The organism is Acidovorax sp. JHL-9 (assembly GCF_000426205.1).
Classification (GTDB): Bacteria; Pseudomonadota; Gammaproteobacteria; order Burkholderiales; family Burkholderiaceae_C; genus Acidovorax; species Acidovorax soli.
Window position 1 is genome coordinate 1 of record NZ_AUEX01000045.1, and the last position, 15,443, is coordinate 15,443.

The window sequence follows — 15,443 nt, forward strand, 5'->3', positions numbered from 1 at the left end:
TGCGTATTTCGGACTTCTTGGACATCAAGTTCGACATCGTTGACACCGTGTTCGGCACCGCAGTCAGTGAGGTACTTTTACCTCCCTCGAGAACACCCAGCGGACCATGGATTGTTGGCTACTCAATGGTTGTGCTGAGTGGTGTCCTTGATCCTGCTAGGCGCCGCAGGCTTGCCTACACCTCGTCGCTGGCCGCCCCAACTCGCTCTGCCTTCCCAGGCGCAAAGCCAGGCCTCTGCTCTGGCCGTGGTAGGGGTGAGCAGGTGCACTGATCCCCCAATGGCCTGCGCCACATCTACCCCTTTGTCCCCATACAGAACCCGTAGCAAAGCGGGCAGCACTCGGACTTCACCCTTGCGACCAGCAGCATCCAGCTGTTGCGACAGAGCAGGCCGGCGCTCCTTCAACCAGTTGCCAAGTCCTGATGGCGGCACCATGACCGCCAAGCTGAACTCGGACTCGTGAAACTGCCATTCCTCGGCGCTCACCAGACGGCTCAGTTCATTCTCAAAAGCGAGGCGCAACCGCTGTACCTGTTTGTGGGTGGCCACGGCGCAAAGTGGAGCACCTTCCCTGCCCCGAGACGTGGAGTTGGTGGAATGGTTCTCGCACACGCCGCGCGAGCGCTGCGGCAGCCAGCAGTACCGACAGAATGCGTAGAGCGGCGTAGCGACTTCTTGTGCGCCCACGTGTGGATGTGCCTTGGGCAGGCCCAGCACGTCAGCCATCCGCGCGAATGACGCCAATTCCAGGTGAGCAGGAAACTCAACCTCGCGCGGTGGTCGAGTGGTGTGCCGCACGAAGATGCTCACAACAGCTGCGCTTGCCCCGAGCTGCTTGTCAGTGCCACCACTGGCGGTAGCAAGGTTCGCGTAGAGGATCCAGAGGCTATCCCAACTGGTCTGCCCCCGTAGATCAAATAGTGACTTGTGCACGTCCGGCAAGAGCGGCAGCAAGCGTTCGCGCAGCAGGCCGATGACCATGGCTGGGTTCACGGCCTCATCGCCGAAGGACGTGTATCCATCGAGCAGAACGTCCAGGAAAGCTCGGGGCATGGGTGGCGGCACTGCGTCGTCGAGGTACAGCGGCATTTCAAGTGTCCAGATAGCCCAGTAGTTTGGCCTGATCGACTTTCGTACGATGGCCGATCCCCGCATTCGGCGTGCCGATCCAAGTGTCGAGCTTGCCGTTTTGACGGCCCAAACGTTTCTTTCGGCGACGTGGACACTTGTTTCGGCAACGTGGACGGGGATATCGACAACGCGCGCAATGTCGATGGCATCGCGCCGTCATATCAACAGCAACCAGGAGCCTCACCGAGCAAAAAAACTACACGTCCAGAAACGAAAAAGCCCGAGTTGCAGCTCAGGCTTTTTGTCCGGCCGAGGCCAGCAAGATTTGGAAAGATCTCGTGGCATGGAGTATCGGTCGCAGCGTTCGGCACGTCAAGTGCTGGGCGTGCTGGGCAAACTCGTCCTTGCAGCGCGTCCTCCCGCGCTGCGCAAGAAGTGAGTCCATGCGCATTCCAATTCACCTGCAGCGCGAAATCGCCCGCCTGCATTACTACGATCCCAACAGTTCTGACCGCGCCATCGCCGGCACCGTGGGCATGTCGCCTTCCACGATCGGCAGCTTCCGCCGAATGCTGCGAAAGCAGGGGCACGAATGGTCAGCGATCGAGCCGCTTGACGACGATCAGTGGCGAGACACCCTGGGCACGCGCGATCGCTCCATTGCGCAGCGGAAACCTCTGCCCGACTGGCAGTGGGTGCACACGGAAATGCAACGCCCCGATGCGACCATGGAGCAGCTGTGGCGCGAGTGGAGGGAAACATGCCCCGAAGGGGTGGCCTACACCCAGTTCGCGGTCGGATACCGGGCCTGGAGAAAGAATCTTCACGTAGTCATGCGCCGAGTACACCGGCCAGGCGACAAGTTGTTTGTGGACTTCGCTGGCAGGACCGTGGAGATCCGAGACCCTGCTGGCGGCCCCTCTCGGTTTGCTCAAATCTTCATCGCGGTGCTCGGCTACTCCAACTACACCTTTGTGCACGCCGTCCCCACCCAGACGACTGGTGACTGGGTGCAGTGCCACGTCGAGTGCTTTGAGTTCTTGGAGGGGGCACCGTGCTGGGTGGTCAGTGACAACCTCAAGGCCGCTGTCTGGCGCCGCAGCCGCGATGAGTTGGTTATCAACCCGACCTACCGCGACTGCCTCCACCACTACGACACCGCTCCTGCACCCGCCAGGCCAAGGCGCCCAAAGGACAAATCCAAAGCAGAGGTGGGCGTGCAGATCGCGCAGCGCTGGATACTGTTCAAACTGCGCGATCGGGTGTTCTTCAGCATCGACGAGCTCAACAAGGAGCTGCGCCGGTTGAACCACGAGCTCAACGATCATCCGTTCAAGAAACTGCCAGGCTGTCGGCGCAGCAGGTTTGAAAGCGATGAACGCGCTACGCTCAAGCCGCTTGTGCAAAAGCGCTTCGAGTTGTGCGACTGGCGCTATCAAGTCCGCGTGGGCAATGACCACCATGTAGAGCACCTGCGCTGCTTTTACTCAGTTCCCTCCCAACTGGCTGGCGAGCGCGTCGATCTGCGCATCACCGCGTCCATGGTGGAGGTGTTTCGAGGTGGCCGCCGGGTAGCGTTGCACGCGCTGCTCACTGAGCCGGGCAACAGCACCACGCTTCCTGAACACCGGCCTGTGGCCCACCAGCGGGTTCTGGAAGGCGAGCCCAAGGCGCTGATGCAATGGGCCACTGCGGTGGGCGTCAGTGCTCAGGAAATGATCGGCTACCACCTCAACGAGCGGCGCGATCCCGCAAATGGCATGCGCGCTGCCCGACGCATGCGAGATCTGGCGCGGGACCATGGCGAGGATCGCTTCGAGTCCGTCTGCCGCTACGCACTCCCGCTGAACATCACTTCGCTGCGCAGCATCACTTCGATCCTGACCAACCAGGCGGACCTGCGGCCCCGTCCTGCCACGCCACCGCCCCGCATGGAGCACGACAACCTGCGCGGCGCCCAATACTTCGGAGATTAAACATGAGCACCAATACCCAGAACTTGAACAAGTTGCGCGAACTGCGCCTGAACGCCATGGCGACAGCCTATGAACTCCAGCAAGAGCAGGCCAAGCTGCAACAGCTTGCGTTTGACGATCGCTTCGGTTTGCTTCTTGAGTCGGAAGTCTCCACCCGGAATTCCCGCAAGCTCAACCGCCTCGTGAAATCGGCCGGCTTTCCGGAAATTGCCGCATTTGAAGACTATGACGCGCGTGCAAGTCGAGGGCTGGACAAGGCGCTGATGTCAACGTTGGCCAATTGCAGCTGGATCGCGCGAAAGCAGAACCTCATGATCCTCGGGCCCACGGGTGTGGGTAAAACCTGGCTAGCGTCGGCGTTCGGCCACCAGGCCTGTCGGCTGGGCATGACCGTGGCCTTCTACGTGGCCAACGACCTCTTCACCAGCATCGGTCAAGCGGTGCTCGATGCCTCGCTGCCAAAACTCAAAACGGCCCTCTACAAACCCAACCTGCTAATCCTTGATGACTTTGGAATCGGGGAAATGTCCCCAACCGCAGCGCAGGTCTTGCTCGATGTTGCCGACCGGCGCATGCGCACGGGATCTCTGCTTCTGACCAGTCAGTACCCCGCGGACACTTGGCACGGTTTCTTCCCAGATCCAACCGTCGCGGATGCGGTTCTTGATCGCGTGGTGCATCAAGCTCATCGGGTCCAGCTGAAGGGCGAATCGATGCGCAAGATCAGAGGGCGAGCTGCTCTGAATCCTGGCTGATAAGGTCGCGCTTTCCTGGTCGTTACCTTGCAATGGGGCGGCCTGTTCCTACAGCTGCAGAGCGGCTGCAGCCATCGCAAAACTGAGCCAAGCTGGCGTTCCCATATTGATAGGTAGCCGATCGCCAGCTCCAAGGCTAGACTTCAGGAATCGGCCATTTGCTGCCGTTTACGCAGGCAGCTTCCTGGCATCGCCTCCAACGACGTGGTGCTGGATGTAGCCGCAAACTGGTCAGAACTTGGGGATGCGCACGGTCTTGCTGATCATGGCCGTGCCCGACAGCGCGAACAGCAGGCTCATGGGGTGCAACTGCCAGGGCCCAAGTTGCCATACTCCTCCCCACAGTTGCGCTCCCAGCGCTCCCTGCCAGGCGGCCCATGACAGCAATGCAGTGAGGATCACGCTGGTGGGGATCGGCGTGCCTTCAAAGTAGGCCACCTTGCCCGAGTCGGTGGTCAGGTGTTCGGCCGTGACGTTGAAGCGCGCCAACCGGCTGACGCCGCAGCAGACGAAGTAGCACAGGATGACGATGTCCCAACCGCTCTGCAGCCCCGCGGCAAAGCCCAGCGCTGCCGGGCCGACGCCGAAGGAGATGACGTCGGCCAGCGAATCGAGCTCCCGGCCCAGCGGCGAATGCTGGTGACGCCAGCGCGCCACCTTCCCGTCGAAGACGTCGAAGACGAAGGCCAGCGGTGTCATTGCGGCCGACAGCAGAAAGTGCGTAAGCGAGCCGCTGGCCATGTACATCATCGCCAGGAACACAGACAAAACGCCGCAGGCGGCATTGCCCAGTGTGATGAAGTCGGCAAGATGAAAGCTGCGGATCATCGCGAAGCGGCGTGGCGTGGGGGTTGAGGGCGCCATAGCAGAGTCTCCCTAGTTGCTCAATGTTTGAACGTCAGCTTCGACACGTTGGCATCAAGAGCTCGAATGTCCCTGATGGGCCCGAAGCGGACTCCTGGCTAAGCCCGCCAGGTTCCAATTCCAGCATGCAGAACTTGAAAGGAATCGGGGTGTAGCAAGAACACATAATGCTTGCCACCGCCCGCAAGCGGTTCTGGCTGTTTCTCGGAGGTCCAACAGCTCACAACCAAGACCGAGTTTTCGGTCAAGAGCGCCTTCAGTAGCTCTTCACGCGTTGTGTCCGTCAATGAGCGCATACGCCCGATGAGGTTCACGGCCTCAACGGACACATCAGTCGCACAGTACGCATGCGCAGTTGCTTGTGCCCACAACGGATGGTACGAGGCCGCCCTCGACGCCCGAGTTTCGACGTCAGGCGATACCGATTGCATCACGCTTACCTCCGAAAAAGGAATGGCTGTTTCTGGCCGATTGGTGAAGTCTAGCCGGCCGCGCACCTGCCCGGCAAACCAACATGGCAACTGGGCGCCGCAGCGTCAACGCCTACTGGCAGCACATTGTGCGTGTCCACGAGTGTCGAACTGGGTGTCCATCTCCCGCCGTTCCCGCTGTCCAAGAGAAACCGAAATGAGTGTCCAGCAGCGACCGAAATACGCAACGCCTGAGGTGAGCAGCCACAGGCCTGAGCGGCGCAGGAAATTGATGGGTCTACTGATCGCCGGGCTGCTGAGGCGTTTGCGAAGCTTCTTCTTTTTGGTCATTCAGCCGGTGAGTTTATCCACCGGCGATCAGACCAACTCAGCGCCGGTGTCATGCTTTTTTGGGCTAGGTCGTTCACCTGCAGCGAAAGCCCATGTGGTACAGCCGATTGGCTTGTGCCCACAGATTGACTTCGATATCGCGCAAGGACTCCCGGTAGGTCAGTTGCGCAAACGCCATGGCAAAGAACTGGTCCAGGCACGAGAAGTCTTTGCCCTTGTGGTCGTTACGATGCTTGGCCACGCACCTGCGAAAAGTGCTCATGGGCAGATAGGCCATGAGCTGAGAAAACACAAGCTTGCCTTGGTTCGTACCGGCCTTTCGCGCAGTTGCGCAAAAGGTCATAAGTCTGACCCTCGACTTTCAAATCGAGACCAGACTGAAGTGCCGAATTCTGCAAGCAAATTATTAACTTACGAAGCCCTGGCGTGAGAACGTTGGGACACTACTGATCCCTGATGACGGTTTTGCAGCGGTTGCCGTCATCCAGACTTGGCCGTAGAACGCGTACTATCGGCCACATACGGACGTTGGCGCTTGGCAGGTTTAGGGGCATCCAGAGAGTCAGGTAGTGGTTTCGGCGAGATGCTGGCGATCTGGTCGAAGGTCATGCACAGGAGGACGACTCAAGGCGCCCGACAATCGCCTCTGCGGAAACAGTCGTGAATGGACGGCCTTAATCAGAACCCAATGAAATTCCTACCTCGCCCTCGTATTCTTTGTCTCATTGCGCTCGTGCTGGCCATCCCCACCTGGGGCGTCTCACTCGTTGTCTTTTACTTCGAGTTCAAGCGGCCGTACGACTCGACCGCGACGAGTGCAATTCTGGCCGCATCAAAGATTGGGTTGAGCACGCGCCGCGCGGAGCAGGTGTTTCGCGTCAACAAGGCAGCACTAGATCGCGTATTCGCGAAATTCGCCAGTCCGATGCACTTGGCCAAGCTCGGTAGCACGCAGCATGTTCGGTGGGCTATCCTACAGCATCCCATGATTAACGCTGGGGCGCCTTTCACCCTCAGGATCGACAGCCTCAATGGCGCAGTTGTCAATGTGGAGGCAAGCCCAGGAGAGGCCTGGTGGCTTCTCACCGACAGCCTCTGGCTTGGTCGCCGTGGCACCGCTCCCGGCATCCCGCAAAGCCTGAGTATTAAGTCCGACAGCTTGGAGGAAGACAGGATTTGTCACGCCCCAGAAGACACTGCAATGGGACTGCTGATTATGGAGCTGGCGGGCCCGCGAGGAGAAAGTCATACTATCTTCCCTCAACTACGGCCTTATCAGCGACTGGGCATATCACCATGAGCTTGGAACCGAGTGGTATTCGAATTACTCGGGTATGCGCTTCTTCGTAGATATCGGCCAGAGGTCGTTTTTTGTCAGAGTCACGAATCAAGACCCGGATACGCAAGATGAAGGCCGAATCGAGATACAAGCCTCGCATTGCAAACCAACCGTAGTAGCGGCCGGGGCCTAGGCCTCAACCCCATTTAATCCACTGATATACGCATCCTGCATGCATCCGTAAGGAACGGCATCGCCATGAATGTGCTGAAACTCGACTGTTCAGGGCTTAGATCCGACGTCAGGAGGTGGGTTGGCGGCTCAGTGGAGTCCAGCTATAGAAACCTGTCAATCAATTCAACCGCCTTTCTCGCTCGCTGAGCGTACGTATCGATGTACTCCCTCACGCTTTGCACAGCGATTTGATGGTTTAACGAAGGTAGCTCCTTGAAGGTCAATTCATTAAAGAATCGTGATTGAGTCACAGCATCATCAAGAAATCCCATCTCTGTCTTGAGTTGCAGTAGTAGACGTTGCGCTTCAGTGTTGAAGCTCCACAAAGCCGAGACCCGCGCATCGAGAAGTGGCGTGCCATAGTTCTGCAACCTGATTGACTGATTGCCTTTTCCTGCCAGGTAAGCGACTAGAGCATTGAACTCCGCGTCCGCTTGATTGATGCGCATCTCCAGCGCGGGGCGAATCTTGTCATCTTCGCGAGCATGCAAGCGCTCCAACGTCCAGCGAATTTTTTCCTTCGTCTGTGTTCCAAGATGATCGTCCGCACTATGAGCTGCAATGATCAGACGCTCCCGAAGCTGGATCAACTCGACGCGAATTGCTGCTCGGCCTAATTTGTTTTCACGTCGTCGCTTGATGCTGTCAACGATGACCGGAGCGAGCAATCCGAGCAACCAGCCCAAGAGCAAAAGAACAAGCTTTTCTATTGTGTCGTCAGACATTTTGTCCTTGTCGTACCTCGCTCAGCGAATTCCTATTTCTAGAATCATCCGAAACAGCCCTCAAAGTCGAGTATTAAATTGATATTATCGCGCGTCGAATGGTCGGTTTTGGTCGATAGTACTAATTCGCGGGCGGAGGCCCTGTGTCCGCAAGCAGCCTAGAACCGACATTGCCACCACGACTGACCGAAGTGCGGCGGTTGCGGCCGGCTGAAGCGAGCTGCGGACGCTCAAGAACACAGCAGACATCCGATCTTGCTGCTGATACGCTCGTAATGCTGGCAAGTTTAGCGCTTGCCACCCATCGACAAAACCTCATGTGCCTCGAAGATTGCCTTAGCAACCTCCTCCGTCGTTGATCGCGTACTCATCGCTTTTTCACGAATGAGGTCGTACGCCTCGGCTTCTGAGACTTGATGGGTCTTCATCAATATCACTTTGGCTTCTGCGATGTGTCGCACGCCCAACAGCTTGGCCTCTACTTTTCGAAGGCGCCTGAGCAACCCTCGGTTTTCCTTGTGCGACTCTCGCGCCAGCACCAGCGTGGAGAGCAAACCAAATGTGCGTACTGGCGAGGGCAATACAGCCCTTGCTCCCAAACCAAGAACTACCTCTACGATGGTCGGATTTTCGTAGTTCACAACAGCAATGACCGTGGGTGCATCTTCTGATCGCGCCCACTCCATATTCAGGTTCAGGATATCGGGACGTACAGCGACAAATGTCACATCGACGTCCTTGGGGATCGAATGTACCGGAGGCCAGAAGGCCTGTACTTTGCAACCAATGCGCTGCAGTTGTTGTGTGAGCTGCCGACCGTCTGAATCGTCGGGATGAATCACTGCGACGTTCAATGCCCGCAACTCTTTAAGCTGCTGCGGCGTCGCCCGCAACGAAGAGCGGCATTCACCCTGGTCGCGCATTAGCACTCCAACTTGTCTAGCGTATCCAAACGCGCAGCCCAATCACCCAGTGAGTGGGTGACGAGGTATGGATCGGGGTACACCGATCTTCGCGCCTGGCGGACGATCGTGAACTGGCCATCCGAATTCACCCGACCAATGCGCGGGTAGAGGCAGGTGTGGTGATTGGTTGGATCAATCTTCACCCGGCCCTGGGGCGCATCAAACTCACTGCCCAGGATGTAGGGCATCAACGTCAAGATATCGTCATTGCCCGCATGGCGCATCGCGTTTGCAAAAATATGCATCTGGAAGTATGAGGCTTCCCAGCAAAGATTTGGAACGCACGAGTCACCAAATCTTCTCCGCAAATTGGCGAGGCAATGTCGGTTAGCATCTGAGTCGATCGACTGGAAATACGGAGCCGATGTGTAGTGACCTGCCGCAAGGCCACGATCCATCTGCGAGATTTCAGCCTCGGAAGTCGTCAGACTGGCAATAGGCATCGTCTTCGGATCAAAGCCTGCATCTGCATAAGCTCGGTACAACGCTGCCGTGGAATCGCCTACGACAGTTGAGAAAATGAAGTCTGGTCGTTTATTGCGGATGTCCAACATGACATCCGCGAAGTCGCGCTCTGTGGCGTCGAGTGGTACGTAGCATTCTGCAAGCTTTTCGCTGCCCTGGCGCTGCAGAACCAACTCTCCCATGATTCGATTTGATTCATAAGGATAGATGTAGTCGGATCCGATCAGGTAAACACGGGCACCAAAATTCGATGTAATGAATTCGGCTAACTGCACGCTGTTCTGGTTGGGAGCAGCTCCGGTATATATCACATTGGCGGAATACTCGAAGCCTTCGTAGAGTGTAGGGTAGAACAGTAACTTGTTCCATTTTTCGATGATTGGGATCACTGCCTTCCGACTGCTGGACATATAGCAGCCAAAAATCACGTTCACGCCATCGCGGTGGATGAGGCGTTCGGTCAAATCGGCATAGCGAGCAGGGTTGGATTCTGGGTCGTAATGCACGGGCTGAAGTTCCCGGCCATCGATGCCTCCCGTGTCGTTGATTTCGTCAACGGCCAAGAGAGCGCCTTGCAGCTGCGACAAGCCAATGGTAGAAGTCGCACCGCTCTCAGAAAAAAGTATGCCGACCCTGATTGGGTCTTTGTTAGCCATTTGGCTCCCCTTTGCAGCTCGCGCCGCACCCGCACCGCATTCGCGGTAAAAGCTTCTTCAGCATTTTTGCAAAAATTCTCATCTGAAAAACAAGCAACGCAGCAACCGATGTCGCAGACGCTTCATCCTCCGACAAGTCTGGTATAAGCCCGTTGCAAATGCATGGGAAGGGATGAAGCGTTTTCGGCGATACAGTAGTCCCGCCAGCCGAATATTCGTCGCACATAGTGATCGGCATGGGCATCCACAGCAATACAAAAAACCCGCACTCCAGCAATTCGAGCTTGCAACACTGCCACCCGCGCGTCTTCTATAAGGTACTCGGGGTCGAACACATCTACGTCTGCAGGTGCGCCGTCGGTGACGAGCAAAATGGCACGGTGGTTGCCAGCCTCATCTTGCATCAGCCCGCTGGCATGGCGAATTGCCGCACCAATCCGAGTTGAATGGCGCCCAGGCACCGATGCTAGGCGGGATCGAGCTGAACCTTGAAGAAGCATGCCGAACTCAAGCATCCGGTGGTAGTCAACCTGCGCCCGCGTGTTGGAGCTGAACCCATGAATAGCGATGCGATCTTCGGTCCCTGCGGTCGCGTCCGCAAGCATGAAAGCAGCCTGCTTCTCAATATCCAGAAACGTCTGCCCTGAAGACCCGGATCGCTCATTGGTTGACTCGGAAAGATCGAGCAAGACGAGAATGCTGGAAGCTCCAGTTTCTCGCCCTTCCCGCATGAATAAACGCGGTTCAGGTTGAAGGTTCAGGCGGAGATCGACCAAAACCTCAATAGCAGCATTCAGATCTATGTCGTCACCCTCACACTGGCGTCGCAGCCGGTGTCGGCGACTCAGTCGCCGCATACGGCGAAGGCCCATCGGCTTGAAGGAATGAGATGCATCTATGCTCCCCTGGGACGGCCCCTCCACTGATCTTCCTGGCAGCTTTTCAACCACCGTGCACCAGTTTTGGCGCCAGAGATCTAGCAGGTAGTGCCACTCAGGGTAAACAAACCGTCCGATTTCAAGTTCCTCTCGATCGTCCTGCAGCGGCGTGGATTCATCGCTATGACTGATCGTGGCCAACCTGGGAGCAGATGACTGCGGCGAAGAGATGGCCTCATCTTGCGCTTGATTGTTTTTTGGGTAAGTCCACAAGTAGCTGTTGTCGTCTCGAAACGGCGAGGGAACGACGTAGTTCTGAGGGTCAAACCGAACGCGCATCTGACCCAAGTCATTGGCCAAAACAGAAGCCAATGCTCGGAATTCCTCATAGGCCTCCAGGCCATGCATTGTGGCCGCCTCATCGAAAAGGCGTTTTGCCTTGTTCACCCAATAATTGTCATCAATGTATTCAGGGTCCAGCAAGATGCGATCCATGCGGGAAATCAGCGCTTCAAAGCTCAAGTCACTCGGATCGGGCACCGGTGGCAATTGCTCAAGAAACCAGTGGCGTACACCTGGGTGATAGCTCCACAACAGGTGCTCGACTCGAGCGTCTTCAACTGCAGAAACCACTGCCAGCCCCAATGGTTTCAACGTGTGCGTCGGAAGGGCTGGCCGCGAGAAACGTCGATGCGCCACGGCATGAGCGATCGTCGCGCGATATAACCCAAACCACCACTCGGGCTCTGCCTGCCTTTCATCCATTTGGCGGCTGGTGAGATGGAGCTGGCTGGAAGTGAGAACCGCGCGGTGTGAACGTCCCATCCCGTTGTTGTCCTCCACTGCCATCTGCCCGTTGCTCAGGCCATGCGCCAACAAGCCCAACGCGGGCAAAAGCCCAGACAAAGCTTCAGCACCTGAAAGCTCAGACCGTAAGTGAGGCAACACGTTCATCCAAACTGGGCCGTGACGAAGTTCCGGATAGCGAGAGCCATGTCGGGATCGTCTGTCAAAGGACGGATCATCGTCATCTCACAACTCTGAGCTTCCGACATACCGTCCCGGATGAGAATGCCGGCGTAGATAAGCATACGAGTGGAGGCTCCTTCGTCCAATCCTTTTTGCTTCAGCGCTCGAGTGCAATGCGCAATAGTGACCAATTGCCTGGCGAGCACCTCAGACACTTTCGCTTCGTGTGCCACGATGCCGACTTCCTTGTCTTGCGGCGGGTAGTCAAACTCCAGCGAGGCAAACCGTTGACGAGTTGATGGTTTCATGTCTTTAGAGATGCTCTGATAACCCGGGTTGTAGGACACCACCAACTGGAAGTCCGGGTGTGCCTTCACAACCTCACCTTTTTTGTCCAGCGGGAGAATGCGGCGCGCGTCTGTGAGCGGATGAATTACCACGGTGGTGTCTTGGCGAGCTTCCACCACTTCGTCCAGATAACAGATGCCACCATGGCGCACCGCAAGTGTCATGGGGCCGTCATGCCACGCTGTACCTTCGGCATCCAAGAGATAGCGTCCTATCAGGTCGGACGCCGTCATGTCTTCGTTGCAGGCCAGCGTCACCAATGGACGCTGCAGCTTCCAAGCCATGTATTCAACGAAACGCGTCTTCCCGCAGCCGGTCGGCCCTTTCAGCATCAACGGCATCCGATGCGCATACGCGCGCTCGTAACACTCGATCTCAGGGCCTGCGGCCTGGTAGAACGGTTCGGTGCGGATGAGGTAATCGTCGAGTGCTGTTGACATGTAGGGATCCTGAGGATGGAAAGAACGCGTCTCGGGCTTAAGGCAATGCTGAGTAAGCACCTGAATTTCGCAAGACGCCCTCGTAAATCATTGATCTTCAAGGGCGTATTTTTGACATTCGGGACTTAATCAGCGTAGCCTTATCGATGTTTGGTCGCGGCGTTGGGGATGCCTTCAATCGGGCATTCCTCTGTGCCCACGGTGGTCCGGGTAAATGACTCGACCATTTCACGCGTTCCCTCTGGGTCATTTATCCAGTTTGCGTAGAAGTTGTAAGGGCAAGCCGCCACACCTTTGTCGCCATCGCCCGAATTGATCAACCCCGTGTAGCCACGGTGTACCAATTTGAACAGGTGGTTCTGCGATTGCCCGTTTTTGCGCGCGTCGCGGATCAGACTCATGGAGAGTTCGGCGTACTGGATGCCCATCTCCTCCTCACCACATTCACCGAGCGTACGTCCATCGAAGCCGATCACCGCAGAGTGTCCAAAGTACGAGTACACCCCATCAAAACCTGCCGCGTTCGCCACCGCGACGTAGGTGTTGTTGAGGAAAGCCATGGTCTTGGAAACCATGATTTGCTGTTCCTTGGCGGGATACATGTAGCCCTGGCAACGGATTATCAATTCAGCGCCCCGCATCGCACAGTCGCGCCAGATCTCTGGGTAGTTTCCGTCGTCGCAGATGATCAGGCTCATCTTCATGCCTTTCGGTCCCTCAGACACATAAGTGCAGTCTCCGGGATACCACCCCTCTATGGGCACCCATGGCATGATCTTTCGATACTTCTGAACAATCTCTCCCTTATTGTTCATAAGGATGAGCGTGTTGTAAGGCGCCTTGTTGGGGTGTTCTTCATGGCGCTCTCCCGTCAATGAAAAAACACCCCAGACGTTAGCCTTGCGACAAGCTTCAGCAAATATCTCGGTCTCCGCACCAGGAACAGTCGACGCCGTGTCGTACATCTCCTTGGAGTCGTACATGATCCCGTGCGTTGAATACTCAGGAAAGATCACCAGGTCCATGCCGGGCAGACCCTTCTTCATGCCGACCAGCATCTCACCAATGGCACGCGCATTCGCCAACACCTCAGCTGTGGTGTGCAGGCGGGGCATTTTGTAGTTGACGACCGCGACGCCGACACAATCGTTGCTGCTGGAAATGTCACCATGTCTCATGAAAATCTCCTAGGAGGGTTAGGGAGTTAAACGGTCAGGAAAGACTTAACTTTTTCCTGATTGAGCTCAGCACGCATTTCTTCGTGCACGATCCGCCCGCGATCGATAACCAGAAACCGGTCAGCAAGATCCAGGGCAAAACTGAGTACCTGCTCAGACACCACTACTGCGAAGCCACGCTCGTGGCGCAGAACGTTAAGAGTCTGGGCAATCTCCTTGATGATCGAAGGCTGAATGCCCTCGGTAGGTTCATCAAGAATGAGAACTTTCGGGTCGGACACCAGCGCGCGCGCAATGGCCAGCATTTGCTGCTGACCGCCCGAGAGATTCCCTCCCTTTCGGTATTTCATGTCCTTCAGCACAGGGAAGAATTGGTAGATGTAATCGGGTACCTGGAGGTACCCTGAGTGCTCGGCCCCACATAGGATGTTTTGTTCGACCGAAAGAAAAGGAAACACCATGCGACCTTGCGGCACAAAGGCCATGCCGCGTTGCACGCGGCGGTAGCTGGGCTGCCCGACTAGATCGGCACCACCCAGTCGGATCGCACCCGAACGCACCGGCAGCAGCCCGATCAGCGACTTGAGCAAGGTTGTCTTCCCCATGCCGTTGCGACCCATAATGGCAACGGACTCCCGTGGCCCCACGTTGAACGACACGTTGTGAATTACGTGCGACTCGCCGTAAGCAACATTGAGTTTAGAAATCTCCATCATGACGTTCGCTCCTCAATGTCCAAGATAAACGTCGATGACGCGGGGATCCTGCTTAACCTCGCTCACACTGCCTTCACTCAAGAGCCGTCCCTGATGCAGCACTGTCACCTTGTGGGCGATGCGCTTAACGAAGTCCATATCGTGTTCAATCACGATCACGGATTTGCCGGCGGCGATAAGGTTGAGCAAGTCACCTGTCTGCTCGCGCTCCCGTGGACTCATGCCCGCCACGGGTTCATCAAGCAGCAGCAGTGAAGAATCTTGCATGAGCAACATCCCGATCTCCAGCCACTGTTTTTGTCCATGACTGAGCTGACCAGCGCGATTGTGAATAGCCTCAATGAGATAGATCTTCTCGGCCATGGCATGGATGCGGTCCATAACCTCGGGCGTTCTCCGAAAGGTCAGTGATTGAAAGACGCCGTGCGTATGCGGCAGCGATATTTCGAGGTTCTCAAGCACCGTGAGGTCTTCGTAAACCGAGGGTGTTTGAAATTTTCGACCAACGCCCGCACGCACTATCTGATGCTCTGTCAGGCTTGTGATGTCCACGTCGTTGAAAATCACCCTCCCAGACGTTGGCTTGGTTTTTCCACAGATCATGTCTAGGGCAATGCTGATCAAGGTCCACCGTTGTCGCTTCTCAAACGTTATCCGCAGATGAAGCAGCAGACCCTGGCAATGGCCGCAGATCAAAACAACGGATTCGAGCAGTCGCGCAAGCCCACCCGACGTGAAGAGTTCTTGCGGACCATGGAGACAATAGTGCCTTGGGCCGCCCTGTGCCAGGTGATAGAGCCGCACTACCCCAAGGCCCCCGATGGCCAGGTCAAATTCCCCCACCCTTGGCCACCCCAAATTCCCCCAGGCAGGACGGTCGGATTATGACGACTCGGGTGTGACGGCGATGCGTGCAGCGGCCTCCTTGAGGCGGAAGCTCTTGCCCTCGAACTCCAGCATCGCGCAGCGGTGCATGAGCCGATCCAGGATGGTGCTGGCCATGGTGGCGTCGCCGAGGTATTTGCCCCAGTCCTGCACCACGCGGTTGGACGTGATGAGAACAGCGCGGCGCAGCTTGTAGCGCTGGTGCACGATGGCCTGCAGGACTTCAGCGGCATGCTCGCTGATGCGTCTGGCCAGGAACAGGTCATCGAGGACGAG

Annotated in this window: 15 protein-coding genes and 2 pseudogenes; 5 read left to right on the forward strand and 12 right to left on the reverse strand. The window is 56.8% G+C overall.

The genetic code is table 11. The features are described from left to right. Positions 1-122 precede the first annotated feature (122 nt). Positions 123-1,091 carry a hypothetical protein gene (locus K225_RS0118640; protein WP_026437515.1) on the reverse strand — a complete coding sequence of 323 codons (969 nt, stop codon included), beginning with the start codon at positions 1,089-1,091 and terminating at the stop codon, positions 123-125. Positions 1,092-1,140: 49 nt separating this feature from the next. On the opposite strand from K225_RS0118640, the gene K225_RS22330 reads away from it, so the two are divergent. Genes K225_RS22330 through istB form a run of 3 tightly spaced genes read left to right on the forward strand, consistent with a single transcriptional unit; the run spans position 1,141 to position 3,804 of the window. Next, positions 1,141-1,512, forward strand: coding sequence for a hypothetical protein (locus K225_RS22330; RefSeq protein WP_155885301.1), 372 nt, complete (start codon positions 1,141-1,143; stop codon positions 1,510-1,512). A 4-nt stretch (positions 1,513-1,516) separates the two neighbouring features. Further along, positions 1,517-3,049, forward strand: a complete 1,533-nt coding sequence (gene istA, locus K225_RS0118650; protein ID WP_026437514.1) for an IS21 family transposase — start codon at positions 1,517-1,519, stop codon at positions 3,047-3,049. A 2-nt stretch (positions 3,050-3,051) separates the two neighbouring features. Continuing rightward, complete coding sequence (gene istB, locus K225_RS0118655) at positions 3,052-3,804, forward strand: IS21-like element helper ATPase IstB (protein ID WP_026437513.1); 753 nt, start codon at positions 3,052-3,054, stop codon at positions 3,802-3,804. A gap of 231 nt (positions 3,805-4,035) precedes the next feature. On the opposite strand, the gene K225_RS0118660 is transcribed toward istB, so the two are convergent. Beyond that, positions 4,036-4,668: a phosphatidylcholine/phosphatidylserine synthase gene (locus K225_RS0118660; protein ID WP_026437512.1), complete on the reverse strand. Its 633-nt coding sequence runs from the start codon at positions 4,666-4,668 to the stop codon at positions 4,036-4,038. 843 nt (positions 4,669-5,511) lie between these two features. Continuing rightward, positions 5,512-5,772 (reverse strand): annotated as a pseudogene (locus tag K225_RS0118665) (DUF4372 domain-containing protein); the annotation flags it as partial. 321 nt (positions 5,773-6,093) lie between these two features. On the opposite strand from K225_RS0118665, the gene K225_RS0118670 reads away from it, so the two are divergent. Further along, positions 6,094-6,729: a hypothetical protein gene (locus K225_RS0118670; RefSeq protein ID WP_162143899.1), complete on the forward strand. Its 636-nt coding sequence runs from the start codon at positions 6,094-6,096 to the stop codon at positions 6,727-6,729. A gap of 314 nt (positions 6,730-7,043) precedes the next feature. Here the strand turns inward: K225_RS0118670 and K225_RS0118675 are convergent, their stop codons facing one another. The 8 genes from K225_RS0118675 to K225_RS21250 form a co-directional block, all read right to left on the reverse strand. Further along, positions 7,044-7,667: a hypothetical protein gene (locus K225_RS0118675; RefSeq protein ID WP_026437760.1), complete on the reverse strand. Its 624-nt coding sequence runs from the start codon at positions 7,665-7,667 to the stop codon at positions 7,044-7,046. Positions 7,668-7,954: 287 nt separating this feature from the next. Beyond that, positions 7,955-8,590, reverse strand: a complete 636-nt coding sequence (locus K225_RS0118680; protein ID WP_026437761.1) for an ANTAR domain-containing response regulator — start codon at positions 8,588-8,590, stop codon at positions 7,955-7,957. Continuing rightward, positions 8,590-9,753: a transporter substrate-binding domain-containing protein gene (locus K225_RS0118685; protein WP_026437762.1), complete on the reverse strand. Its 1,164-nt coding sequence runs from the start codon at positions 9,751-9,753 to the stop codon at positions 8,590-8,592. Before K225_RS0118685 ends, K225_RS0118680 begins: the two co-directional genes overlap by 1 nt. Positions 9,754-9,875: 122 nt before the next feature. Next, the gene (locus tag K225_RS0118690) at positions 9,876-11,585 is read right to left on the reverse strand and encodes a nitric oxide reductase activation protein NorD (RefSeq protein ID WP_081679740.1); all 1,710 of its coding nucleotides are present in this window, start codon (positions 11,583-11,585) and stop codon (positions 9,876-9,878) included. Then, positions 11,582-12,388, reverse strand: coding sequence for a CbbQ/NirQ/NorQ/GpvN family protein (locus K225_RS0118695; protein ID WP_026437764.1), 807 nt, complete (start codon positions 12,386-12,388; stop codon positions 11,582-11,584). Before K225_RS0118695 ends, K225_RS0118690 begins: the two co-directional genes overlap by 4 nt. Positions 12,389-12,528: 140 nt before the next feature. Further along, on the reverse strand, positions 12,529-13,566 hold the full coding sequence (locus K225_RS0118700; protein WP_026437765.1) for an aliphatic amidase: 1,038 nt from the start codon (positions 13,564-13,566) through the stop codon (positions 12,529-12,531). Positions 13,567-13,592: 26 nt separating this feature from the next. Further along, positions 13,593-14,282 carry an urea ABC transporter ATP-binding subunit UrtE gene (urtE, locus tag K225_RS0118705; protein ID WP_026437766.1) on the reverse strand — a complete coding sequence of 230 codons (690 nt, stop codon included), beginning with the start codon at positions 14,280-14,282 and terminating at the stop codon, positions 13,593-13,595. A gap of 12 nt (positions 14,283-14,294) precedes the next feature. Further along, a complete protein-coding gene (locus K225_RS21250; RefSeq protein WP_081679742.1) occupies positions 14,295-14,885 on the reverse strand; it encodes an ABC transporter ATP-binding protein in 591 nt (196 codons plus the stop codon). Positions 14,886-14,942: 57 nt separating this feature from the next. On the opposite strand from K225_RS21250, the pseudogene K225_RS21995 reads away from it, so the two are divergent. Then, positions 14,943-15,098 (forward strand): annotated as a pseudogene (locus K225_RS21995) (IS5/IS1182 family transposase); the annotation flags it as partial. Between the two features lie 66 nt (positions 15,099-15,164). On the opposite strand, the gene K225_RS0118715 reads toward K225_RS21995, so the two are convergent. Beyond that, on the reverse strand, positions 15,165-15,443 hold a 279-nt coding region (locus K225_RS0118715; protein WP_026437767.1), incomplete at its 5' end, for an ATP-binding protein.